Genomic DNA, 24,595 nt, shown 5'->3' on the forward strand with positions numbered 1-24,595 from the left:
GGCAGCGCTTTTCGCTGGCTGATGGCGCTGGTCAGCACGCAGCGGGCGCGGCTGGCGCTGTCGATGAGCCTGGCGGTGTGCTACTCGCTGCTGGCGCTGGTGCCCTACGTGCTGGTGTGGCGGCTGGTTGACGGCATGTTGAGCGACCGGGCGCTGACCGCCGGGCAGGTGTGGCAGTGGGTCGGGCTGGCGGCGCTGGCGCTGGCGCTGAAAATTTCGCTGCAGCTGACCTCCGGCCTGCTGTCGCATCAGGCGGCCTTCCGGCTGCTGTTCGATCTGCGTCGCCGGGTGATCGAGCGGGTGGGCAGGCTGCCGCTCAGCGTTTGCCATCAGCATACTTCCGCCCGTCTGAAGAAGATTATCTCCGACGATATTGGCCGCATCGAAACCTTTGTCGCCCACCATCTGCCGGATATGGCGGCGGCGATTATTACCCCGCCCGCCGCCGCGCTGCTGCTGTTTTTCTTTGACTGGCGGCTGGCGCTGGTGGCACTGATCCCGCTGCCGGTGGCGATTGTTATGCAGTGCTGGATCTTTCGCGGCTTCAGCGGGCGCATCGGCGACTACCACCGGGTGGTGGCGGATCTGCATACCAGCATCACCGATTTTGTGAAAAGCATGCCGCTGGTGAAAACCTTCAACATGACGGTGGACTCGCACCGCCGCTACGCCCGGGCGGTGGATGAGCACTATCAGCTGGTCAGCGGCTGGCTGCGCGATACGCGTACGCCGATGGCGCTGTTTAAAATCAGCATCGACATCGGGCTGCTGTGCCTGATGCCGGTGGGGATCTGGCTGTTTGCCCAGGGGGAAGTGACCCTGGCGACGCTGTTTATGTTCCTGCTGCTTGGCGTGGGGCTGATGGAGCCGCTGTTTAACCTGCTGCAGTTTGCCGGCATGTTCAGCGAGCTGCTGAAGGGGGTGGAAAACATTCGCGACTTCGCCACGATGCCCGTGCAGCAGGATGCCGGGCAGTGGGCGACGCTGAACCACTACGATATCCGCTTCGAGCAGGTCGGTTTTACCCACGGCAACAGCCAGAAAGCGACGCTGGAAAACCTGAGCTTTACCGCCAGACAGCATCAGATCACCGCTGTCGTTGGCCCCAGCGGCGCGGGGAAAACCACCGCGGCGCAGCTGATCCCCCGGCTGTACGAGTACCAGCGCGGCGAGGTGATGATTGGCGACGTGCCGATTACCGCCATGCCGCTGGAGCAGCTGATGTCGCTGGTCAGCGTGGTATTCCAGGACGTGTTTATCTTTGAAGAGACGGTGGAGAACAACATCCGCATGGGCAATACGGCGTTGAGCGAGCAGCAGATCCATGCGGCGGCTCGCGCGGCCTGCGCCGATGACTTTATCCGCGCCCTGCCGCAGGGCTATCACACCCCAATACGGCCCGGCATGCTGAGCGGCGGGCAGGCGCAGCGGCTGGCGATTGCCCGCGCTATAGCCAGAAACGCCCCGATCCTGATCCTCGATGAAGCGACGGCGTTTTCCGACGCACGCAACGAAGCATTGATTCAGCAAGCGCTGTCTGCGCTGATGCAGGGCAAAACGGTGTTGGTGATTGCTCACCGGCTGAACACGCTGACCGAGGTGGATAAGATCGTGGTGATGGCAGAGGGAACGAAAGTTGCTGAAGGGCCGCATGCTGAACTGCTGGCGGCCTGTCCGCTGTATCTGCATATGTGGCAGGCGCACCAGCAGGCGCGCGAGTGGCATCTGCCGGTACGGCAGCCGGAGGTGGTGCATGAATGATATTTTCAAGCTGATGAAACAGGTCGGCACCGCGCTTAGCGGCCTGCGCAAAATGGTGCTGCTGACGGTGCTGGATGCGTTTCTCGCTTCGGTGCCTTACGCGCTGCTGTTTTACATCCTGCTCGACATGCTTTCCATCGCGCCGGATCTGCGCTGGCAGTTTACCCTGGCGGCGGGCTGCCTGCTGTTGATGCTGGTGCGCGTGGCGCTGGCAAGGGTGCTGAACTTCAACCTGTCGCTGATGGGCTTTCGCGCCGGATATCAGCTGCGCAAATCCCTTGGCGAGCATCTGCGGCGGTTGCCGATGGGCTTCTTTTACCGTACCGATATGAGCAGCGTGAACAATACGCTGCTGAAGGATATCGATATGAGCGAGAAAATCTTCACCCATCTGTACGCGCCGTTTATCGCCAGTGTTTCCGTGGTGTGCTTCTTCGCGCTGGGCCTGCTGTTTAAGGACTGGCGGATGGGGCTGGCGATGCTGTCGACCCTGCCGCTGGCGGTGGCGGCCTTCCTGCTGACTCGCCGCTACGCGCGCCGCTGGACGATGCAGATGCAGGCGCTGATGTTCCGCCTGAACGACGCGCTGATGGAGTATATCGACGGCATTAAAGAGCTGAAGGCCAGCCGGATGACCGGGCAGGCGTTTGGGCGGCTGGATAAGGTGCTGGAGACGACCTGGCGGCAGTCGCTGACCGCCGAGAAGGCCAGCGCCTGGCCGGTTTACAGCTTTAACCTGCTGGTGGAGTGCGGATTTATCGTGCTGCTGGCGGCGGTCAGCTGGGCCTGGCTGGGGCAGACGCTGCCAATGGCCGAGGTGCTGATGTTCCTGATCGCCGCCGTGCGCTTCTTCCGTCCGCTGCTAAATATTTCGATGTTCCTCGCCGAGCTGAACTACTTTGGCCTCGCCGCCGGGCGCATTGCCAAAGTGTTCGATCTGCCAGTGCTGCCGCAGGGCAGTGAGATGCGCGACCCTGACCGGCTGCGCATCCGGCTGGATAACGTCAGCTTTGCCTATCCCGATAAACCGCGCCTGTTCGAACGGCTGAATCTGACCATTGAGGCACAGCAGGTGACCGCGCTGGTCGGGCCGTCCGGTTCAGGTAAATCAACCCTCGCGTCGCTGATTGCCCGCTTCTGGGCGCTGGAAGGGGGCACCATCTGGGTCGGCAGCGATCCGCAGCGCATTGATACGGCGAAGATGGACGCGAGCCACTGGCAGTCGTATATCAGCGTGGTGTTTCAACAGAGCTACGTGCTGAACGACACCATCGCTAATAATCTGCGGGTGGCGCAGCCAGATGTGGATATGCAGGCGCTGCGCCGGGTGTGCGAAGCCGCGCGGCTGCTGACGCTGATCGACAGTTTGCCCGACGGCATGGATACGCTGGTGGGGGCGGGCGGGGTGCATCTTTCCGGCGGCGAGTTACAGCGGCTGTCGATTGCCCGCGCGCTGCTGAAGGACGCGCCGCTGATTATTCTGGATGAGGCCAGCGCGTCGCTGGATCCGGAAAATGAGCGCGATATTCAACTGGCGATGCAGTCGCTGACCGCCGGGAAGACGGTGCTGGTAATCGCCCATAAACTCTCTTCGGTGCGGTATGCCGACCGGATTGTGGTAATGGATGAGGGGCAGATTGTGGAGCAGGGGGATCATCAGCAGTTGATGGCGGCGGAGGGGCTGTATGCGGAGATGTGGAGGTTGCAGCAGCAGGCGATGAGCTGGCGGCCTGGGGCTGCTGTTGCATAGCTGGCTGGTCGGCTGGTCGGATCGTTGGCAGGTTGGCTGGGCGATCGGGGTATGGGCCGGGGGGAGACTGCGCACGCCGGACCGGCAAAACCCGCCTCCCTGCGGGCCTCGGAACGCGCCGTCCGTGGCGCGTTACGTCCGGCTTAGCGCATTCTCCCCCCGTCCCTTTGATATCGGGGATCGCTATGCGAAGTTCGCCTGTGAGATCGGGGTCCGGGCCGGGGGGAGACTGCGCACGCCGGACCGGCAAAACCCGCATCCATGCAGGCCTCGGAACGCGCCGTCCGTGGCGCGTTACGTCCGGCTTAGCGCAGTCTTCCCCCGTCCCTTTGATAGCGAGGATGGCTGCTGCAAAGTCGGTTCTGCGATCGGGCATTCGGTTTGTGAATTTTTGGCTAGTCGTCTATGCGATCGGGGTTCGGGTCAGGGGGTGATGGCGCACACCGGACCGGCAAAACCCGCATCCTTGCAGGCCTCGGAACGCGCCGTCCTTGGCGCGTTACGCCCGGCTTAGCGCCATCACCCCCTTACCTTTTGATAGCTGTGATCGCTGTGCGAAATTCGGTTCTGATACTGTTGCTGAATTTCTGGATTATTAGCTTGTCGCCTGTCCATTCTGCGAACGAGGGGGCCGGATCAGGTTTTTTCATTAAACTTTGATGCAATTACAAATCCCTGTTGGGTCGTTTTAAAACAGCCACGAAGAAGCGAATGAGGGAAGGCGTTGGGGCGGCTGGATGCAGACTCACGGCCAGGGATGGCCGTGAGTCAGGCTATAGGGACATACTCGCGCCGGTGCAGTAAGCCGCCCCGACGGCTTCAACCGAACACGAATCTCAACGCGACTTAATACAGCCCCAGTGGCTTCATCGATCAACAAATCCATGTGCGTTCGGGAGCACTGGCCGGGGGGAGACTGCACACGCCGGACCGGCAAAACCCGCATCCATGCAGGCCTCGGAACGCGCCGTCCGTGGCGCGTTACGTCCGGCTTAGCGCAGTTTCCCCCCGTCCCCTTGATTGCGGAGATGGCTGTGCGAAATCTGGCTCTACAAACTGAGTCCGTACGTGGTTTTGTGAAGTGCACTGAGTTTCCAGATTGATGCAGAAGTTGTTGTCCGCTCGTCTGAGATATTGGGGCCAGGCCAGGTTATTGACTTAACACTGAAGTTAATACGGTTTGCGGTTGGAGTTTTGATAACAGCAACGAAGAAGCCAGTAAGGGAAGGCGTTGGGGCGGGTGGATGCAGACTCACGGCCAGGGATGGCCGTGCGTCAGGCTATAGGGACATACTCGTGCCGGTGCAGTAAGCCGCCCCAACGCCTTCAACAGAGCACCGATCTGCAAGCCATTCCACACCACTCCCCTGAAACGCGCAACCAGCGAAAGAAATCATCGTTCCAACCCACTGACTTCACTGAATAATCACAATATCCGCTCAATATTTAAGGAAAAGGCTATTAAATATATAGGGTGATCCAAATGTGCCCCGCTCAAACCCACGTATAGAGTAGCCAGAGAATAACAACAGGAGTAGAGCCATGAGCAATTCGACCGATCAAGAAGCAAATGATGCAAAGCCGATTGTAGAAGCAGACAGAGAAGCCCCGGCGGGGAAATGCCCTTTCCATGAGGGAAAACCGAACAAAACCTCCGGCGGCGGCACGGGCAATCGCGACTGGTGGCCCAACCAGCTGCGCGTTGACCTGCTGAATCAGCACTCCTCCCGATCTAACCCGCTGGGTGAAGCCTTCGATTACCGCAAAGAATTCGCCAAACTGGACTATTCCTCGCTGAAAGCCGACCTGAAAGCGCTGCTGACCGATTCTCAGTCCTGGTGGCCCGCCGACTGGGGCAGCTATATCGGGCTGTTTATCCGTATGGCGTGGCACAGCGCGGGCACCTACCGCTCGGTTGACGGGCGCGGCGGATCCGGACGCGGCCAGCAGCGTTTTGCACCGCTCAACTCCTGGCCCGATAACGTCAGCCTCGATAAGGCGCGTCGTCTGCTGTGGCCGATAAAACAAAAATACGGCCAAAAAATTTCCTGGGCCGACCTCTATATTCTTGCCGGTAACGTGGCGCTGGAAAACTCCGGCTTCCGCACCTTCGGCTTTGGTGCCGGGCGTGAAGACGTCTGGGAACCGGATCTGGATGTAAACTGGGGCGACGAAAAAAACTGGCTTGAGCACCGCCACCCGGAAGCGCTGGCGCAGTCGCCGCTCGGTGCTACGGAAATGGGGCTGATCTACGTTAACCCGGAAGGCCCGGAACACAGCGGTGATCCGGCTTCGGCGGCACCCGCCATTCGCGCGACCTTCGGCAATATGGGAATGAACGATGAAGAGATCGTCGCGCTGATTGCCGGGGGCCACACGCTGGGTAAAACCCACGGGGCGGCAGCGGCGAGCCATGTTGGCGTCGATCCCGAAACCGCGCCGATTGAAGCGCAGGGCCTGGGCTGGGCCAGCAGCTACGGCTCCGGATCCGGTGCGCATGCCATCACCTCCGGCCTGGAAGTCACCTGGTCGCAGACGCCCACCCAGTGGAGCAACTACTTCTTTGAGAACCTGTTCAAATACGACTGGGTGCAGACCCGCAGCCCGGCCGGCGCAATCCAGTTTGAAGCCACTAACGCGGGAGACGTTATCCCGGATGCCTTCGATAGCGCGAAGAAACATAAGCCGACCATGCTGGTCACCGATCTGACCCTGCGCTTCGACCCGGAATTCGAAAAGATATCGCGCCGCTTCCTCAACGATCCGCAGGCGTTTAATGAAGCCTTCGCCCGTGCCTGGTACAAGCTGACCCACCGCGATATGGGACCGAAAGCGCGCTACATCGGTCCGGAAGTGCCGAAAGAAGATTTGATCTGGCAGGATCCGCTGCCGCAGCCGGTTTATCACCCAACGGTGGCGGATATCGCGCTGTTGAAAGAGAAAATTAAGGCATCCGGCCTGACGGTCAGCGAGCTGGTGTCGGTGGCGTGGGCTTCAGCCTCTACCTTCCGCGGCGGCGACAAGCGCGGCGGGGCCAACGGGGCGCGGCTGGCATTGCTGCCGCAGCGCGAGTGGGAGGTGAATGCCGTTGCCGCCCGCGTGTTGCCGAAGCTTGAAGCGATCCAGCAGTCAGAACAAAAAGCGTCGCTGGCGGACGTTATTGTGCTGGCTGGTGCGGTGGGCGTTGAGTTGGCGGCGAAGACGGCCGGCGTGGACATCGAAGTGCCGTTCACCCCGGGCCGCGTGGATGCGCGCCAGGATCAAACCGATGTCGACTCGTTCGGATGGCTGAAGCCGCTGGCCGACGGTTTCCGCAACTATCGCGGGCACAGTGGCGCAGGTTCCACCGAAAATCTGCTGATCGATAAGGCCCAGCAGCTGACGCTGACCGTGCCGGAACTGACCGTGCTGGTGGGCGGGCTGCGTGCGCTGGGCGCTAACTACGACGGCAGCCAGCACGGCGTGTTCACCGATCGGTTGGGCGAACTGAACGCCGACTTCTTCGTTAATCTGCTGGATATGCGTACCGAGTGGAAAGCGACAGACGCCAGTGCCGAAGCGTTTGAAGGGCGCGATCGTCAGAGCGGGGAAGTGAAGTTTACCGCGACCCGTGCCGATCTGGTGTTTGGATCCAACGCCGTCCTGCGCGCCTCGGCGGAGGTGTACGCCAGTGATGATGCCAAAGAGAAGTTTGTGAAGGACTTTGTCGCCGCCTGGACCCGGGTGATGAATCTGGACCGATTCGAACTCTGACAGGTATTTCCCCGGTGACATCCGCCGGGGAGAACAGACGCCCGCCCGGTTTTTGCGGCGAAGGCCGAACGTTAAACGCTTAACGTTCGGCTTCGCGATTTGAATCGCGGCGGGCGGTGTTATTTAAATAGGTATGATTTTTCTGTGCCATTATACCTTTAACCGTGTTTTACACCGAAGCGTTTAATATACCGCCAGTTCTGACTCGACTATTGACGTTACAGATTACAATCAGCCGAAATAGGATATAGTGACCCACTAATGAAACGAAATTAGCGGGATGTTGTCATGGGCTGGGAAATGTATATTACAAAAGCTGAAACCTGGAGTGAAAGTGCTGATAATCCAATAAGTAGCGTAGAGTGGCTTAAGCTGGTTGAAGAGGATGAAGAACTCTCCTTAAATCCTCGCAACGGCGAATTCAATGCTATCTGGCGTGGTGAGAGCGAGCACATTGACCCATGGCTGGACTGGAACAGGGGATGTGTTTATAGCAAACAACCTGATGTCGCACTTTATTGTAAAATGCTGCAGATTGCTGAAAGGTTAAATGCCAAAGTCCTTGATGAAGACGATCGTGAATATGTCTTGCCGAGCGATCTCCTCAATCCTTCCTGGGCGAAATCCGCCATGCTTAAAAGGATGTCGCTGTGGGAAAGGTTTGTTGCCATGCTTAAAAAATAGATTTGTATTTCTTAAAGCCTGTAAATCACACAGCCACCAAAATCCCTTCAAGTAATACCACCGCGCCAGCCTGATATGCTTTCGCAGGCGCAGTGGCTATCGTTTCGCTTATACCGCTTTCTGCGGCTTGTGCGAATTCACGCTGCCCGCCTGATGTGCAGACACGGAATGATTTTCAATCCTCAGCACAAACGTCAGCAGCGCATAGATCCCGCCGCCGGTCATCATTGAGACAATCACGCCGATATTCGCCGTGGCAAACAGACTTTTGCGGGCTTCATCGGTCAGTAAAAATCCGACGATATGTGCGATGTAAGGATCGCTGGAGGTAATGGTTCCAAGGCCAACCAGCGTGGCGACACACAGTGCCAGCAGCGCCGTCCAGCGTCCGCCTCTGCCGCCCGATTCAGGTTTGTTGGCCAGGGTCACATCCCAGCCCAGGCGCTTCTGCCGCACGAAATCAATCAGTTGGATCGCCCCGGCGGAGCCGATGACCACCGAGATCGACGCCAGGAATGACTGGAACGTCGACAGGAACGAGTCGGAGATAAACATCAGATAGAACGCACCGAAGCCGATGATCAGCGCATTGATCGCGGTGGTCGCCGCGCGGCTGACCGGGAGGCCGAGCGCCAGCAGCGCCAGGCCGGAGCTGTAGATACCGGTAATCGCCGCCGACAGCAGAGAGATAATAATCACCACGGAGAAGGGCACGTAGAACCACATCGGCAGCAGATCGGTCAGGGACGAAATCGGTGCCTGCGCCGCCGCCGCGCTGAGTTCTGGATTGCTGTCGGCCAGCAGGGTTCCCAGGATCAGCAGAATACTGACCGGGAAGGAGATGCCTGCCGTGGTCCAGAAAATCACTTTCGAAGCCGGGGTTTTCTTCGGCAGATAGCGGGCAAAATCGCCGCCGTAGTTGAGGAAGCCCAGCCCGACCATGGTCATCGCCATCACCGCGCCGCCGATCCAGGTCAGCAGGCTGCCCTGATGGGCGCTGACGCCCACGCGATCCCAGTGGATATGCGGCAGGATCAGGAAAATAAAGATAATGCTCATAAAGCCGGTCAGCCAGGCGATGTACTTTTCCACCTTCATAATCAGCTGATGGCCGTAGACCGCCACCGACATGGTCAGCGCCAGGCTGAGAATAAACCAGCTGAGTATGCAGCTGAGCGTCGGCTTACCGTCGGCCAGCGCGAAAGCGGCGGGCCAGAGCTTGGCAAACAGCGCCGCGCCGGAGGTGGAGGCGAGGGTGATCAGGGTGATCTTCCAGCCCATATTGGAGATGTAGGCGAACAGGGTAGGGAACTTATTGCCGTGATAGCCGAAGCAGGAGCGGGTCTGGGTCAGCGTCGGCAGGCCGGTACGCGGGCCACCGACGGCCAGAATACCCACCAGGAAGCAGGAGATCAGATAGCCGACAATACCAGCGCTGATCGACTGCCAGACGTTCAGCCCGAGAGAGTAAACGTAAATCCCGTAGGCAATGCCGAGGATCGAGACGTTCCAGGAAAACCATACCGGGAACAGCCCGGACGGTGAGCCGTAGCGTTCAGATTCCGGTACGGCATTCACGCCGTTAGCTTCAACTTTTAGCCCGCCGGAAGCGGGCTGCTGTGTAGAGTTTGTCATCGGATAAGCCTTATCAAGAGGTTCAGTCGCTAAAAATGGCGGTTTCTAATGCCAGCCGGAACATATTGTCTAACGCGGTTTGTTGTTGTTCTGCGGCGGGTTCTTCGCCGGTATTGCTGTTAATGCAGGCGGTCAGCAGGCTCAGTGCCCTGGCACGATGCTGCGCAGCGAGGGTGTACAGCGCCGAGGTTTCCATTTCGACGGCCAGAATGTTCATTTTGCGCAGCGCGGGCAGCATCCCGGCGGGCTTGTCGTACAGCAGGTCGTTGGTGAAGGTGTTACCAAACTGCGTCGGGATTTGCTGTTTTTGCGCCACGGTCCAGCAGTGGCGCAGCAGATCGAAATCCGCCACGGCGGCGTAGTCGTAGCCGCCAAAGCGGTCGCGGTTGACCGACGACGAGGTGCCCGCGCCGGTGGCGACGATCACGTTGCGCATGTCCACGCCGTCATCCACCGCGCCGCAGGTGCCCACGCGGATCAGCGTTTTCACCTCAAAGCCGGTAATCAGTTCGTGGACATAGATCGAAACGGACGGGATGCCCATGCCGTGTGCCATGACGGAGAGGCGCTTTCCTTTGTAGAAGCCGGTGTAGCCGAACATGTTGCGGGCGTCGCAGACGCGTCGGGCGTCGGTCAGATACGTTTCCGCAATACGCTGCGCGCGCAGCGGATCGCCCGGCATGATTACGGTGTCGGCGAAGTCGCCGGGTTGGGCATTAATGTGTGGCGTCATCAGAGTGCTCCTGCTGTGGTTCAGGCCCCGATGGTAGAAATCCCGGCGCGGCGTGAAAAAGGCAAATGTCCGGGCCTGGCCGACGGCGATCACAGAATTCATTAATTTGCCGTTTTGGGCGGGAGTGAATCCACAGAAAACGCGGTGCGGGGAGAAAAGAAGTGCGAGAATCAACGCCGGGTAGCGTATTGACAAGGCTCCGGCCGGGGGGCTAGTCTCAGCCACTTTTTTGCCGTTGAGAGCGCGATATTATGACAATTATTCAGCAGTTTGCGCAGCGCGGGCACCAAATCCTACGCGATGCGGTTAATGCGGCACCGCTGAAAAGCAAGCTGATGGCTGCCGGTGAGGTTATTTTGCGCCAGGGCGAGGAGATTAAAGCCCTGTACTGGATTGCGCTGGGCGAATACACCATGCATTACAACGCGGGCAACGGCAAAACCTTCAGCCTCGGCCAGCGCTTCGTCAGCGATACGATCATTGGTGAAATTGAATATCTGACCCAGACCCCCAGCCAGTTTTCGGTGGTGGCCCATGACTCGATGACAGTGAAGGTGATCCCCCGGGCGATGATGGATGCGCTGCTGACCCGCCACGCGGAGGTCGGCGTCTGGCTCAGCCAGCTGCTGTCGACCAGCTACCAGCGCGGCATGGCGAAAACCATGGAGCGTTTCCTCCAGCCGCTGATGTTTAACATCGTAGCGGATCTGTATGAACGGTATCAGCAGAACAAACCGCTGGTCGACTTTTCACAGGTTTACCGGGAGGCCGAACGCTTTGGCTGCTCCGAGCGCACCTACCGCCGCGCGCTGCATCAGCTGGTGGACGAAAAGTATCTGGTGAAGATCGCCAGCGACTATGTCATTTGCGATATCGATAAATTCCGCCAGCTGCTGATGCAGTCTGCCTGATATCAGGCAAAGACGCGTTTTGCCACGTGCTGATGTTATCCCGTCATCTAGCGCGTATTTGCCACCGTTTCCAAATCCTCAATGCCGAAGGCCTGCAGCAGCGCGGTGATTTTCGGCGAACGGTGGCGGGAAGGGGAGTAGATCAGATGCAGCGGACGCGTAAAACCGGAAAATTCGGGCAGGACCTCAACCAGTTTGCCGTCGGCAATCAGCGGCTCCACGGCGAAGTCCATCACCTGCACCAGCCCGATGCCGTTCAACGCGGCGTCCAGCAGCACATCGGCGTTATCCACGGTCATGTTGCCTTCGACGCTGATACGTAGATCTTCACCCTGATGGCGGAACATCCAGTCGGTGCTGCGCCCGTCCTTTTGACCTTTCACCGTCAGGCAGTTGTAGCGGCTGAGCTCGGCGAGTGTAGCGGGGCTACCGTAGCGTGCCACGAAGGACGGTGCGGCAACGGTAACCAGCCGCAGATCTTTTATCCGGCGGGCAATCACCTGCTGATCCTCCACCTCGCCGATGCGAATGGCCGCATCAAAGCCGTCCTCAATGATATCCACCACGCGGTCGCTCATTACCGTATCAAGGGTCAGCAGCGGGTGGCGTTGCAGGATCCCCGCCAGCAGCGGCATGGCCACGAGGCGGCCAAAGGCGGAAGGGGTGGTGATTTTCAGCGTGCCTTCAACCACGCTGCTGCGCTGATCCAGGCGGTGTTCAATCTCTTCCATCTGCCTGATCAGCCCCCGGGAGGCCGCGTACAGAAAGTGGCCATCCGCCGTCAGGCTGATGCTGTGGGTATTACGGTTGATCAGCGAGATTTTTAGATCTTCTTCCAGCCGCGCCACCGATCGGGAGATGCCGGACTGGGTGAATCCCAGCGCGCGCGCCGCACGGGTAAAGCTTTGCAACTCGCCAACCTTAACAAATATTTTTAACGCGTTCAGATCCATATCGCTGCCGTTCTCTGTTTGCCGCCGTGAAATATCGCCCGGCTATATTAGCGGCTTTGTTAGTGCAGGAATAACGCTGTGCTTATGATTTTTAGCATAACCAATATGAATATCGACGCGTTTACGGCGCCGCGCTTTTTAAATTAAGGTCGGAATTATCTAAAACGCTGTTTGACGACCGGATGATTATTATGCCTTTGCCAATCTATATACTGGGATTTACGCTATTCGCCATGACCACCTCAGAATTTATGGTGGCCGGGTTGATGACCTCGATGGCGCAGGATCTGCAGGTTTCCATTCCCGATATCGGGTATCTGATCACTGTTTATTCACTGGGGATGGTCGTCGGGGGGCCGCTGCTGGCGGCCGTGTTAATTAAGCTTGGGAATAAGGTCGCGCTGCTCGCCATCAGTCTGCTGTTCCTTACTGCGCAGAGCGTTGCCACGTTTTCACACGTCTGGGAACTGCTGGCGGTCGCGCGGTTTTTTACCGGCTTATCCTCTGCTGCCTTCTTTGGTTTTGCGCTGCTGGCGGCGTCGAAGATGGTCGATCCTGCCCGCTTTGGCGTGGCGGCATCGATTGTTTTAGGCGGGATGATGGTGGCGATGGTGTTTGGCCTGCCGCTGTCAACGCTGCTCGATCGCTACCTCGGCTGGCGTGCGGCGTTTTCCCTGGTGATTGTGCTCACCGCGCTGGCCGCGCTGGGAATTATGCTGTTCGTTCCCGAGGTGAAAACGGAGAAGCAGGGCAGCATTCGGGCTGAGATAAATTCTGTCTTTCATCCCGGACTGTGGCTGGCCTACAGCACCAGCTTCTTTATTATTGCCGCCACCTTTGCCGCATTCAGCTATTTCGTGCCTTATTTTTCCGTCGCGGTGGGATTCTCAACGAAATCGATCCCCGGAATCCTGTTTGCCTACGGCTTATGCAGCGTGATCGGCAATATTATCGTGGGGCGCGTGGCGGATAAAATCCCGCTGCGGGTGATATTTTACGGTGGTCTGCTGCTGATGGCGGCGCTGGCCGGGCTGTACGCTCTGGTAGAAAGTCAAACCGCCGTGCTGCTGTCGGTGATGATGATGGGGCTGACCGGGATCACCCTGACGCCCGCGATGTCCGCGCGGGTGTTTAAGGTCACCGAAAATACGTCGCTGATTAATACCCTGCATACTTCGGTGATCTGTCTCGGGGTGGTGGTGGGGTCCTGGGGCGGTGGCTATGCGATTGATACCGGTTTGGGCTTCCGCTCGCCGTTTCTGCTGGGGCTGGTTCTGGCCTTTTTGGGGATACTGACGCTGCTGCCCGGCCTGTTTAACACCGCTGGCAGAGCCGAAACTGTGGAAAAATTACGCTGTGAAAGGGCAGGGTAGGGAACGGAGAAGGCGAACTCGCTCTTCAATACGAAAGACTGAAGAGCGAGTCATGGGGGAAACTATTCGTTGCCCCACTGATTCAGGAAGTTAGCGACGTCATCAATGCGCTGCGTTTTGATACCCGCTTCGGCGGCCATCTCTTCCTGTGCTGCTTCGCTGATTTCTTCGTTGTTCGTCAGGCGGGTAAGCAGCAGCTGGAAGTAATGCGCCAGCGGATCGCGTTCGGCGTCGTCCACCGGCTGTGCGGTTTCTGCCGCGTATTCATCAACGATGTCATAGTATTTAAGAGATATTTCGTTACTCATGGGTCGCTCCCGCTGTGTGTTCCGATAGCCGCGGATTCGTCATTGCCCGGCCCGGTAAACTTGATTCTCGTTACGTATTCCGTTTTTGCCCGTGCGTCAGGCCGACCGATTTCAGATCTTCAGCATTTTCACCGTGGCATCCACATCGATCTCGTCCGCCGAGAAGATCAGCGTGGTGCCCTGGAAGGTGGTGATCGCCAGCTTCTTCAGCGTGCGCACTTCATCAGGGTTCGCGGCGGTTTTCGGCTTGATGCTGCTCATTAGCGCACCCACGGACAGCACCACGTGCTCTTTATCAATGCGGGTATCGGCAGGCACTTCTTCGCTGTAAACCACCCAGGACTTAATCGAGGTCAGCTTCAGGCGTTCACCGGCGATAAAGATGTATTTGCTTTCCGGTGCCACTTTCACGCTGTACGCGGACAGTCCCTTGTTATTCGTTGTCGGTTCGAAGGTGACCGCCGCGTCTTTTTTTATCAGATCCGGGTTGGCGACCTTGATCACATGAAAATAACGGTTGTCGCCGTTTTCATCTTTGATAAATCCAAAGCCTTTGTCTTCAAACCAGGTTGTGATCGTTCCGTTCATCGCCATTTTCGCCTACTTAATCGTTTATCTACTCGGTTTTTGCAGCGCGCAGTGTAAAACACAATCCCCGCGCAGACCACGCCTTTGGCTTAAGTCTGGATGATAAATTACAGCTGTGCTGAAAATGGGTTATTATCCGCAGCCACTTTCGCTCCGGATCGCCCGATGTCTGAGATTATCGACACCTTTATTGCTCCACCGTGCCATGACAGCATCAAAACGCTCTATCAGGACGAGCATCTGCTGCTGATCGATAAACCCGCCGGACTGCTGAGCCTGTCGGGAAAAAATCCACAAAATCTTGATTCGGTTCACTACCGGCTGGTGCAGATTTTCCCCGGCTGTACGCTGGTGCATCGCCTGGATTTCGGCACTTCCGGGCTGATGGTGATTGCCCGCAACAAAGCGATCAATGCCGCGCTGTGCCAGCAGTTCAGTCAGCGAGCGGTGACGAAACGCTACGTCGCGCTGCTCTGCGGGCACGTTGCCGACAATGAAGGGGTGATTGAGGCGGCGATTGCCAAAGATCCGGCGCTGTTTCCGCTGATGTCGCTATGCGCTATTAACGGTAAGCCCGCTCGTTCCCGTTACCGGGTGGTTGAGCGCTTCGCGCGCCAGTTGGCCGACGGCACGCGCCTGGCGCTGACCCGGGTTGAGCTGACGCCCGAAACAGGACGAACGCACCAGCTGCGCATCCACTGCCAGCTGATGGGCCATCCCATTCTGGGCTGTGACCTGTACGGCGGGTTGCTGCTGCCGGGCACTGAACGAACTTCGCGGCTGATGCTGCACGCCAGCGAGCTGCATTTTACCCATCCGGTTAGCGGTGAGCGTATTGAAGCCCGCTGCGAAGCCCCGTTCTGATAACGTGAATTACCACATCAGATCGTCAGGCACTTTGAAATCGGCGTACGGATCGTCCTCATCCTGCTCTTCCTGACTTAGCGCGCTGTTTAACACAATGCTGCTGGCATCGCGCTGGGCGATTTTATCGGCGACGACGGCCGGGATAATCGCATAAGTGTTCTCACCCACGTTATCCACGCCCAGACGCGCAATCGCCAGGCGGCCGTTTATCAGCTGGGCCTGTGTGGTCTTGTCGACTAAAATTTTCTTAATCAGCGTGCCATCGGTGAAGTTAAAGCCGATGTCGCCTTTAGAGATGATGCGGTTCATCTCAATCAGCTGCTTGACCTGCGCCTTATACTCTTTAGATAGCGTGGCCTGCTTTTGCTGCTCGCTTAGCTGCTTATCACGCTCAATCTGAGCTTTCTTGTTCTCTTCCACGGCTTCCCTTGCTTCACGCGCCTGCACCCGTGACTTCTTCGCCGTTCTCTGCACTTTTTCCATTTTCTTGCTGGAAACTAAGCCAGCTTTGAGCATCTGCTCTTGTAAGGTGAGTTTTGACATTTTCGCTTCTGAATCCGTTGAATGTTGCGGAGGATTATACCTGGTTTTTTCGCCTACGTTCAGGGTCTATCTGCGGTAGAATCGTTTTAATTTAAGTCTGTATCAGAGGTGAGTATGCCCTTCGTGAAATATGAGAACGGACTTTTTAACCGAAACGAATCGCGAAAAATCCGCTATATCCCGGTGATGCTGTCGGCATTACTGTGTCTGATGGTGATGCTGCTGCATCTGATGTGCTTCCCGATGAAACAGAGAGGAGAGGGTTGGATAGATCATGCCGGCTGGGTATTTGACGGCCTCCAGCTACTGGCTCTTAACGTTATTCTGTGGAGCTTTAACCGTTTACTGATGAAGCCGCGCCTGCGCCTGTTGATCAATACCGGGTTGATTATCTGGATTGTCTCTGCTGCGTTTGATGTGATGGACGAAATCGTCCGGCAGCCGCTGTGGGTTGCCTACTACATTGAAGATGTAACCCAGCTTGTCGGTATGCTCAGCGTATCACTGGGTGTTTTTTATATTGTGCGCTATCTCAATGATAAATATGCCAATGCCAGCATCGATTCCTTCCGCGATGAACTCACCTCATTACCTAACCGACGCTACTTTATGACGACTCTGCGGGAGTTAACTGATGAAGCGCTTTTTGTCTTCCTGATAGACATCGACTTCTTTAAAAAGATCAACGACAGCTTCGGCCACGATCGCGGAGATGACGTTCTCAGGGGCTTTGGAAAAATGTTAAGCACTCTGTACGACGACAATATACTTGCCTGCCGGATCGGTGGAGAGGAGTTTGCGGTGATCGTCAACACGACCGATATTATCGCCGCCCAACAGATCGCCGGGCAGCTTTTATCCCGTACCCGGACACTGGTGATTGCCGATGATATTCGCTTTACCGTGAGTATTGGCGCGTGCCTTAAAAAGGAGCAGGAATCCGTTAAAGATGTACTTAAGCGGGTTGATGTTGCCCTCTATCAGGCTAAGTCCGACGGCAGAAACAGGGTGCAGTGGGCATAGCGCGCCCGCCGCGCTCTGTCGCTGTTCTCGCAGGCACCCCTATGCACCCGCCTCGGGGTCAGGCTCTGCAGGATCGCAGTGAGTGACAAATCAGTGTCAGTGGACCATTCATCATTTCATTCCGGACCAGACTGCTGTCAGGGCAACAACTGAAGGATAACGCGAAACCGTGTAAATAATCGGCCAGCAAATCGAGGCCATCCTTTTCGGCTTTTTGGGGGAGAGCTAAAGGAGAAACAATGATTTTATAGCGCTCGGTAAATATCTGGGCCGGGCCCTGTGATGTCATGCTCAGTATCGTTTGAAGCAGTCCGCTGTACTCACGTAATATTTCGATGTAACTGACACACAGACGTGTTAACTCATCTTCCCAGTCAGAACGTTCCTGCGGAACATAGATCCCGGCGACAAGTGATGTGGTCAGTGCCTCTAATAGCGAATTTTTGTTATTGAAATAGTGATAGATCGCCATGGGATCGACGTTCAGCTGCGTCGCCAATGCGCGGATGCTGGGGACCTTCCCCTCCTCTTTCATCAAATGCTTAGCGGTTTCCAGAATACCATCCGCACTTAATGGTGATAATTTCCCTGCTGGCCGCCCGCGTTTTTTTTCATTGACATCCATCTAATAACTCCAATAATCTTAACTTAATTCTACAATGTAGAATTTATTGTAAGCGATACCGTCGCTTTACTCAATGGCAGGTTTTTTGATGAGGTACCCATGGCAAACATCGTATTCATTGCCACCAGTCTGGATGGTTATATTGCAGATAAACAGGGAAAGCTCGACTGGCTGTATTCGATACCGAATCCGGATAATGTGGATACGGGGTTTAATGCCTTAATGGAGGACATTGACGCTGTTGTGATGGGCCGTAATACCCTGGATGCCGTATTGAGTTTTAACTGCGACTGGCCTTATACCCGGCCAGTGTTCGTATTGAGTAATACCCTGACCCATGTGCCGCGGGGCTATGAGGAAAAAGTCTGCCTGGTTAAAGGGGATTTAAAAGAAATTCTCGCTGAACTGAATGCCAAGGGATTTAACGACCTCTACATTGACGGCGGCTTAACCATTCAAAACTTTCTCAACGAAGATTTAATCGATCGGATGGTTATCACTCGCTTGCCCATGCTGCTGGGAGGAAGGCGACCTTTGTTTGGGGAACTAAAAAACCCTTTAAATTTTAGGGTAACCATAAGTGAAATACTGCTGGAAACTCTGGTGCAAACCACCTACCAGCGAGATAAATCTTAGCGGTTTATGTGACCTCTCACCTTTAAAGCATGCCGGCGTAATTCACGCTGTTTCTGAACTGGTTTTCCGATATGGGTCGTAAAACGGTGGAAGCTTTGCATGTGACTCACTGAAATACCCGAATGGGTCTTCAGCTTTGCACTTATCACGCATGAATCCCCCATCCCATCGCTTCACAATCCCCTTTTATAGCTTTACACCTATATAGCCTATAACCTATATTATTAAGGGGGTCCCGTGAGGACGATTAAAACAACGGATACGTTTGATCGCTGGTTTACCTCGCTCAATGATACCGATCGAGCCAGTGTGCTTGCCGCGCTCCTGGTCCTGCGGGAAAAGGGGCCGGGTTTGTCCAGACCTTATGCCGATACGCTCAGGGGCTCCCGCTACAGCAATATGAAAGAGCTGCGCATTCAGAGCCGGGGTGATCCGATACGGGCATTTTTCGCTTTTGACCCGGCACGTAACGGTATTGTGCTTTGTGCCGGAAATAAGGCCGGCCATGAAAAACGTTTTTATGATGAGATGCTCCCTGTTGCTGACCGGGAATTCACGAACTGGCTGAACACATTAAAGAAGGAGTAACGCGATGGGCAGAACGCTGGAACAGCTTATTGCGGATGAAAAACCTGAAGTCGTGGCCGAAGCTCAGGCGATGGCGACGGACATCCTGCTCAACATTCACCTTGCTGAACTGCGTGAGAAAGTTCAGAAAACTCAGGTGGAAATGGCGCAGGCGCTGGGCATCAGACAACCTACCGTTGCAGGAATGGAGAAACCAGGGCGCGACCTGAAGCTCTCCACCCTAAAACGCTACGTTGAAGCGACCGGTGGTAAGCTGCGCCTGGATGTTGAACTGCCTGATGGTTCTCACTACGGATTTGCACTGTAAACAAAAAGCCCGCTTAGTTTCCTAAGCGGGCTTCTCTAAATATGGCTCCTCTGACTGGACTCGAACCAGTGACATACGGATTAACAGTCCGCCGTTCTACCGACTGAACTACAGAGGAATCGTGTGAACGGGGCGAATACTAAAGGCCCTCAGGGTGGATGTCAAAACCCTTTTACTCAAAATGGTATCGTTTGCTGAAGGATGCAGCAATCTGCGGTCATTACCGCCATTAAGGCGATAAAATGGCTGCAAATTGCGCTCCGCAATATCGCTTTCCTCGGGCTATACTTCCAGCCCGGCCCGGAACTGCCCCCACTTAAACACCGAATTGACCCCAATCGACAGGAACGGCTCCGGCGGCGTCTTGTTAGGTCCTGGCGATGCCTGCAGGAAATCAATCAGCTCATTGCGCTGACCGGCGATCATATCCGCCAGCAGCTTACCGGTTGCTGTACCACGCGTGATCCCGAGACCGTTACAGCACAGCGCGCCGTAGACGTTTGGTGCCAGCTGGCCGAAGAACCCTTCATGGTTTTCCGACAGGCAGATCGCGCCGCTCCACGAATACTCCAGATTCACGCCGGACAGCATCGGGAAACGACGCTCAAATGACCGGCGGTGATTCTCGATGTAGCGTTTCAGCAGATGCTCGCGCGGACGGCCGTTCGGGTTAAAGCTGAAGCTGTTACGCACCAGAATCCGGTGATCGACCGTGCGGCGAATGGTGCTGCCAAACGGGTGAGCCGGGATCACGCCCCAGACCGGCTTACCGCCCAGCCGCGCCTGCTCTTCTTCATTCAGCGGGCGCGTCAGGCTGCCGTAGAGGAACGTTGGCAGCAGCGTGCGCTTCAGGAAGCCGAAATCTGCGGCAAAAGCATTGTTGGCCAGAATCAGCTTATCAGCCGTGATGCTGCCGTTATCGTGTATCAGCGTCACTTTATCGCCGTAGTCGATAGAGGTAATCGGCGTGTTCTCATACAGCGTGACGTTAGACGGCAGGCTGTCGGCCAGCCCTTTCACCAGCGACGAAGGCTGCACCAGCACGGTGCCGGGGATAAACAGTGCCTTCTTGTAGTATGAAATACCGATGTGATCCGGCAGATCGCGCTCGTCGATCATCTGCGTTTCGCGGCCAATCTTCTCCAGCCCACTGCGATATGCTTCCAGCACCGCAATACCCGCACTGCTCACCGCCGCCTGATACTTGCCGGAATCGGTCATCTGGCACTCAATACCGTGGGTTTTCACGATATCGCGCAGATAGTCCTGGCCCAGCGTGTTCAGCTTCAGCACGCGTTTCGCGGTGGTGATATCGCCAATATAGTCCTTCGCACCGATATCATGCGGCACGTCGATGGCGAAGCCCGCGTTACGCCCGGCGGGGCCAAAGCCCACCTCCTGCGCTTCGATTAATACAATCTCGTCGTCGGGGAAGTTCAGCGCCATCTGGCGAGCGGCGGCAAGCCCGGTCAGGCCCGCGCCCACAATCGCCCAGCGGGTTTGCTTTTGACCGACGTGGGCCGGGCGCGGCGTGCGCGGTTTACTGGTGTGATACCACCCCGGAAGCGCATCGTCGGCGGGCAGAGAGGTTATTTTTTGCACTTGGGTATACTCCCGTTTATATGCGGTACAGAGGGTGTTTTCGGGTCGGACTATCAGCCCGTAATCGCCGCAGCGACATTTTTCTTCACGTCGGCAATCACCGCTTTCAGCTGCGCCTGCTCTTCTTCCGTCAGGCCCAGCAGCGGTGCGCGCGCCGGCCCGGTGCTCAGACCGGCCATATCCACACCGTGCTTAATGGCCTGGACGAATTTACCGCCGTCGAGGTAGTTCATCAGCGGCATCATCGCCGCCATGATTTTACGGCCCTTGTTGAAGTCTTTTTCCACCACGCAGGCCTGATACAGAGCCACGTGTTCCTGTGGAATAAAGTTAGAACCGGCGCAGACCCAGCTGCGTGCGCCCCAGGCGAAGAACTCCAGTGCCAGATCGTCCCAGCCACAGGAGAGGGCGATGTTCGGGAACTTAATGGCCAGCAGATGCAGGTTATTCAAATCGCCGGAGCTTTCTTTAATCGCCACCACGTTTTTAGATTTGCTGACCTCGGTGAAATACGTTTCACCCATGCTGATACCCATACGGCCAGGGTAGTTGTACAGCATGATCGGCAGCTGTGCGGCTTGATCAACGGTCAGGGCGTGATGGGCGTTTTCCAGTTCGGTCGGCAGCGCGTAAGGCGGCGAGGTGACCAGAATGGCATCGGCTTTGATTTCACGGGCGTGTTTAGCGAAGGCCACGGCGTCTTCGGTACGGATCGCGCCGGTACCAATTACCAGCGGCAGGCGGTTAGCCGTCACCTGGCGTGCACGTTCGGCCAGCGCCAGGCGTTCTTCCACCGTCTGCGCATAATATTCACCGGTAGACCCGCCAATAATAATGCCGTGAACACCACCGGCAATTAATGACTCCAGCACTTCATCGAAGCGGGAAAAATCAATCGAGCCGTCAGCAGCGTATGGGGTTACGGCAGGGGTAAAAATACCATCGAAATTAATCATATCATCTCCAGGTCAGGTATCCGGGCAGGCGTTGATTTAACGCTGAGCGGTTATCAGGTGAGATCCCGCAGCCCGCCGAAGCAGGAAAAGCGCGGTTCGGCTGGGCCAGGTTCACTCCATTTGCTAACAATCTGCCAACAAGTTCTCAGACAGGCAATATGGGAATTTTTTTTGCATACACAAAAAAGACAAAGAAAATACGCATTAGTAGTATGAAAATACCGTTACATTTTCAAAAATACTTATATATCAATAGATAAAAATATTATTTTTGTGTGTTTATGTTCTGTTTTGTTTTCAGATAGCGATCACATTCCTGAATAATCGCCTCTGGGAACGTATTTACAGTGCTGAGGGAGCGGTATAGTTTCAACATGGATTTAACCTGAAATTAACAGTGAATTGCCCGGTAGCTCAGCGGGCCCTGCAGCAGTCATCCAGCGCAGAGGCTGAGCAATAACGGGGAGGATCGTTAAATAAAACGGATGTATTTTTCAGGTGGATTTAATTTCGCGTTACCGCGAGATAAAAAGAAAGGGAGCCAATAAACAACGAACGGGTAAGGTTTTACGAATAAAAAAGATAACCGATATCAAGACTTACATGACGTTATAAAAATTAAATTAACGAAATTTCTGAATTATCAATCTGATTCAGATCGAATTTCTGTACCTGCAAAATATGAATCCTTACAGGAGATTCACTGTCATGAATAAGAATAATATATCTATTGAGGATGTACCCTTAAATGGTTTTCACCAGTTGATGACCGTCCGCGCCGGGGGAGGATGGATCCTTGATGGCTATGTGCTGAGTATTATCGGCGTAGCGATTGTGCAGTTTTCGGGATACCTGCACCTGGACTCCTTCTGGCAGGGGCTGGTGGCGGCATCGGCGATGTTCGGCACCTTCTTTAGCGGATTCCTCGGCGGCTGGCTGACCGATAAAGTGGGCAGACAGCGCCTGTTCTTCGTCGGACCGATTCTGTTTATCCTCGGCTCGATAGGCACGTTCTGGACGGAATCCGGCGTGATGCTGTTCTTCCTGCGCTTCCTGATAGGCGTGGGGGTGGGGCTGGAATACCCGGTGGCGGGTTCGCTGCTGACCGAATTTCTGCCGCAGAAAAACCGTGGTCCGCGCCTTGCCGGGCTGACGATCCTGTGGTTCGCCGGTGCGGCGCTGGCCTACATTGTGGGTAATGCGATTCTGGCCCACGGCGGCGATGACGCCTGGCGCTACGTGCTGGCCAGCCCGGCGGTACTGGGTGTTGCACTGTTCCTGATCCGTTTGGGTACGCCGGAATCCCCGCGCTGGCTGGTCAGCAAGGGCCGCCTGGCGGAAGCAGAGCAGATCATCAAAAAAGTGTACGGTTCAACCTTCTCACTGGCTAACCTGCCGAAAGAGTCCGAGGAGCAGAAAGTCTCCATCCGTACGCTGTTAAACGCGGGCTACGGTAAACGCATGCTGTTCGTGGCGGTGTTCTGGAGTGCGGCGGTGGTACCGATGTTTGCCGTTTACTCGTTCGCCCCTGTTGTATTGCAGGCACTGAACCTGAAGGGCGAGTGGGCCTCGATGGGCTCGGTGATTATCACGCTGCTGTTTGTGGTGGGCTGCATTATCGCCACCCGACTGATTGACACCATGGGCCGTCGTAAACTGATTATTCACAGTTTCCTGTGGTCAAGCCTGGCCCTGCTGGGTCTGGGTGCCGCTTCCCACGGTTCTGAGATGCTGGTGCTGGCGCTGTTCGGAGCTTACGCGGTGTTTATCGGCGGGGCGCAGGTGCTGGAACTGGTGTATCCGAATGAGCTGTTCCCGACCGAGGTTCGCGCCTTCGCCGTTGGCATGGGTTCTTCGATGTCACGTATCGGTTCTGCCGCCGGGACCTGGCTGGTGCCGTATTCTCTGGCGACGTTGGGCATCGGGCACACTATGTATGTTGCTGCTGCGGTTTCCATCGTGGGCCTGCTGGTTTCCATCTGGCTGGCGCCGGAAACGAAGGGGATGACCCTGGAGAAGGCGGCTTCACTGAGTCGTTGATTGCCAAATTAGTAATCGTTAGATCTGTAGGCCGCTGCGGGGATTTCCGTGGCGGCTTTTTTATCTATCTGTCGTTGTTTCTGGGAACGGGTACCAGCGCAGCCGGGTGGATCCCTCTCCGGAGCGGGTCCTCGCGCCGCGTTGCGGTGCCCTCACTGCGCTCGTCAGCCAGCCGGACCGGCACAGACGCGCGTCCTGCGCGGCTGCGCCTTTCGCCTGCGTCCATGCAGGCGAATCCTGGCTTCCTCGCTCCGTTCAGCGCTGCGGATGCTCCTGCGTGGGATCCACCCGTCTGGGCTTCATCATCTGAGTTGCCTGATAAAGGTAAGATCGAGGTTATCTCGACTGCGGAGTTTGCATTTGTTTGGCGTTGTTTGCTGGAAACAGGTGACAGACCAGCCGGGTGGTCCCCTCTCCGAAGCGGGTCCTCGCGCCGCATTGCGGTGCCCTCACTGCGCTCGTCAGCCAGCCGGACCGGCACAGATGCGCGTCCTGCGCGGCTGTGCCTTTCGCCTGCGTCCATGCAGGCGAATCCTGGCTTCCTCGCTCCGTTCAGCGCTGCGGATGTTCCTGCGTGGGATCCACCCATCTGTGCCTTATCATTAGAGTTGCCTGATGAAGATAAGATCAAGGTTATTCCGTCTCGCGTATGTCATCTAAATTCTTTTCAAGAAGCGAGTAAGAAAGAAGAAAGTGGCCCGGTATTGAGCGGCTAAAGGGCAATCCGCAGCGCTGAGGTGCAGGCATCTGGCCAGGAGACGGCGACAGGACGTCGTCGTCAGGTGGAATCGCAACAGGGACGTTGCGTTTCCGCCGGTCCGCCCGGCCGGATGCCGGAACCGAGGGGACCGCAAAGCGGCGCGAGGACCGCCCGGTAGCCGCTCAATCCCGGGGCACGTTCTCCAATCCCATAGCGAAAACCATCACCATCCCCCCGGCATTTCATTTCCAGCACTTCC

General features: G+C 56.4%; 21 protein-coding genes and 1 tRNA gene. 12 read left to right on the forward strand and 10 right to left on the reverse strand.

All coding sequences use genetic code 11. The features are described 5' to 3' along the window. Positions 1 to 63 precede the first annotated feature (63 nt). The 4 genes from EC836_RS11450 to EC836_RS11465 all read left to right on the forward strand — a co-directional run bounded on the left by EC836_RS11450 (position 64) and on the right by EC836_RS11465 (position 7,948). Positions 64 to 1,761 carry an ABC transporter ATP-binding protein gene (locus EC836_RS11450; protein WP_123333194.1) on the forward strand — a complete coding sequence of 566 codons (1,698 nt, stop codon included), beginning with the start codon at positions 64 to 66 and terminating at the stop codon, positions 1,759 to 1,761. Next, on the forward strand, positions 1,754 to 3,511 hold the full coding sequence (locus EC836_RS11455) for an ABC transporter ATP-binding protein (protein WP_233599243.1): 1,758 nt from the start codon (positions 1,754 to 1,756) through the stop codon (positions 3,509 to 3,511). The genes EC836_RS11450 and EC836_RS11455 overlap by 8 nt, the downstream gene beginning before the upstream one ends. A gap of 1,542 nt (positions 3,512 to 5,053) precedes the next feature. After that, positions 5,054 to 7,264, forward strand: coding sequence for a catalase/peroxidase HPI (gene katG, locus EC836_RS11460; RefSeq protein ID WP_123333089.1), 2,211 nt, complete (start codon positions 5,054 to 5,056; stop codon positions 7,262 to 7,264). A gap of 288 nt (positions 7,265 to 7,552) precedes the next feature. Next, the gene (locus EC836_RS11465; RefSeq protein ID WP_123333091.1) at positions 7,553 to 7,948 is read left to right on the forward strand and encodes a hypothetical protein; all 396 of its coding nucleotides are present in this window, start codon (positions 7,553 to 7,555) and stop codon (positions 7,946 to 7,948) included. A gap of 108 nt (positions 7,949 to 8,056) precedes the next feature. Here the strand turns inward: EC836_RS11465 and EC836_RS11470 are convergent, their stop codons facing one another. After that, complete coding sequence (locus EC836_RS11470) at positions 8,057 to 9,583, reverse strand: cytosine permease (protein ID WP_123333093.1); 1,527 nt, start codon at positions 9,581 to 9,583, stop codon at positions 8,057 to 8,059. A 22-nt stretch (positions 9,584 to 9,605) separates the two neighbouring features. Next, positions 9,606 to 10,316 carry a purine-nucleoside phosphorylase gene (deoD, locus tag EC836_RS11475; protein ID WP_123333198.1) on the reverse strand — a complete coding sequence of 237 codons (711 nt, stop codon included), beginning with the start codon at positions 10,314 to 10,316 and terminating at the stop codon, positions 9,606 to 9,608. 251 nt (positions 10,317 to 10,567) lie between these two features. Between deoD and EC836_RS11480 the strand changes: the two genes are divergently transcribed. After that, on the forward strand, positions 10,568 to 11,227 hold the full coding sequence (locus tag EC836_RS11480; RefSeq protein ID WP_123333095.1) for a Crp/Fnr family transcriptional regulator: 660 nt from the start codon (positions 10,568 to 10,570) through the stop codon (positions 11,225 to 11,227). Positions 11,228 to 11,274: 47 nt separating this feature from the next. Here the strand turns inward: EC836_RS11480 and EC836_RS11485 are convergent, their stop codons facing one another. Then, on the reverse strand, positions 11,275 to 12,180 hold the full coding sequence (locus tag EC836_RS11485; RefSeq protein WP_123333097.1) for a LysR family transcriptional regulator: 906 nt from the start codon (positions 12,178 to 12,180) through the stop codon (positions 11,275 to 11,277). Between the two features lie 191 nt (positions 12,181 to 12,371). Here EC836_RS11485 and EC836_RS11490 point away from each other — a divergent pair, with 191 nt between their 5' ends. Further along, positions 12,372 to 13,553, forward strand: coding sequence for an MFS transporter (locus EC836_RS11490; protein WP_158612783.1), 1,182 nt, complete (start codon positions 12,372 to 12,374; stop codon positions 13,551 to 13,553). Between the two features lie 62 nt (positions 13,554 to 13,615). On the opposite strand, the gene EC836_RS11495 is transcribed toward EC836_RS11490, so the two are convergent. Then, on the reverse strand, positions 13,616 to 13,861 hold the full coding sequence (locus EC836_RS11495; protein ID WP_123333101.1) for a DUF2543 family protein: 246 nt from the start codon (positions 13,859 to 13,861) through the stop codon (positions 13,616 to 13,618). A gap of 111 nt (positions 13,862 to 13,972) precedes the next feature. Next, positions 13,973 to 14,455, reverse strand: a complete 483-nt coding sequence (locus tag EC836_RS11500; protein ID WP_123333103.1) for a cold-shock protein — start codon at positions 14,453 to 14,455, stop codon at positions 13,973 to 13,975. Between the two features lie 159 nt (positions 14,456 to 14,614). On the opposite strand from EC836_RS11500, the gene EC836_RS11505 reads away from it, so the two are divergent. Next, on the forward strand, positions 14,615 to 15,313 hold the full coding sequence (locus tag EC836_RS11505) for an RluA family pseudouridine synthase (RefSeq protein WP_123333105.1): 699 nt from the start codon (positions 14,615 to 14,617) through the stop codon (positions 15,311 to 15,313). 9 nt (positions 15,314 to 15,322) lie between these two features. Here the strand turns inward: EC836_RS11505 and EC836_RS11510 are convergent, their stop codons facing one another. Next, positions 15,323 to 15,859, reverse strand: coding sequence for a DUF2058 domain-containing protein (locus tag EC836_RS11510; RefSeq protein WP_123333107.1), 537 nt, complete (start codon positions 15,857 to 15,859; stop codon positions 15,323 to 15,325). 210 nt (positions 15,860 to 16,069) lie between these two features. Here EC836_RS11510 and EC836_RS11515 point away from each other — a divergent pair, with 210 nt between their 5' ends. Further along, positions 16,070 to 16,882, forward strand: a complete 813-nt coding sequence (locus tag EC836_RS11515) for a GGDEF domain-containing protein (RefSeq protein ID WP_233599250.1) — start codon at positions 16,070 to 16,072, stop codon at positions 16,880 to 16,882. 58 nt (positions 16,883 to 16,940) lie between these two features. Here EC836_RS11515 and EC836_RS11520 read toward each other — a convergent pair whose 3' ends face one another. Then, positions 16,941 to 17,507 (reverse strand): TetR/AcrR family transcriptional regulator, encoded by a 567-nt coding sequence (locus tag EC836_RS11520; protein ID WP_123333111.1) that lies wholly within the window; start codon positions 17,505 to 17,507, stop codon positions 16,941 to 16,943. Positions 17,508 to 17,606: 99 nt separating this feature from the next. Here EC836_RS11520 and EC836_RS11525 point away from each other — a divergent pair, with 99 nt between their 5' ends. The 3 genes from EC836_RS11525 (at position 17,607) to EC836_RS11535 (ending at position 19,038) form a co-directional block, all read left to right on the forward strand. Then, the gene (locus EC836_RS11525) at positions 17,607 to 18,143 is read left to right on the forward strand and encodes a dihydrofolate reductase family protein (RefSeq protein WP_123333113.1); all 537 of its coding nucleotides are present in this window, start codon (positions 17,607 to 17,609) and stop codon (positions 18,141 to 18,143) included. Between the two features lie 237 nt (positions 18,144 to 18,380). Then, positions 18,381 to 18,731: a type II toxin-antitoxin system RelE/ParE family toxin gene (locus tag EC836_RS11530; protein ID WP_123333115.1), complete on the forward strand. Its 351-nt coding sequence runs from the start codon at positions 18,381 to 18,383 to the stop codon at positions 18,729 to 18,731. A 4-nt stretch (positions 18,732 to 18,735) separates the two neighbouring features. Continuing rightward, positions 18,736 to 19,038, forward strand: coding sequence for a helix-turn-helix domain-containing protein (locus EC836_RS11535; RefSeq protein ID WP_023210258.1), 303 nt, complete (start codon positions 18,736 to 18,738; stop codon positions 19,036 to 19,038). A 42-nt stretch (positions 19,039 to 19,080) separates the two neighbouring features. Here the strand turns inward: EC836_RS11535 and EC836_RS11540 are convergent. The 3 genes from EC836_RS11540 to EC836_RS11550 form a co-directional block, all read right to left on the reverse strand. Beyond that, positions 19,081 to 19,156 (reverse strand) — tRNA-Asn (locus tag EC836_RS11540). Between the two features lie 164 nt (positions 19,157 to 19,320). Next, positions 19,321 to 20,640 (reverse strand): FAD-binding oxidoreductase, encoded by a 1,320-nt coding sequence (locus tag EC836_RS11545; RefSeq protein ID WP_123333117.1) that lies wholly within the window; start codon positions 20,638 to 20,640, stop codon positions 19,321 to 19,323. A gap of 53 nt (positions 20,641 to 20,693) precedes the next feature. Then, positions 20,694 to 21,596 carry a dihydrodipicolinate synthase family protein gene (locus EC836_RS11550; RefSeq protein ID WP_123333119.1) on the reverse strand — a complete coding sequence of 301 codons (903 nt, stop codon included), beginning with the start codon at positions 21,594 to 21,596 and terminating at the stop codon, positions 20,694 to 20,696. A 708-nt stretch (positions 21,597 to 22,304) separates the two neighbouring features. Between EC836_RS11550 and EC836_RS11555 the strand changes: the two genes are divergently transcribed. Continuing rightward, positions 22,305 to 23,636: an MFS transporter gene (locus EC836_RS11555; protein WP_123333121.1), complete on the forward strand. Its 1,332-nt coding sequence runs from the start codon at positions 22,305 to 22,307 to the stop codon at positions 23,634 to 23,636. Positions 23,637 to 24,595 lie beyond the last annotated feature (959 nt).

It is taken from the genome of Erwinia sp. JUb26 (assembly GCF_003751505.1).
Taxonomy (GTDB): domain Bacteria; phylum Pseudomonadota; class Gammaproteobacteria; order Enterobacterales; family Enterobacteriaceae; genus Erwinia.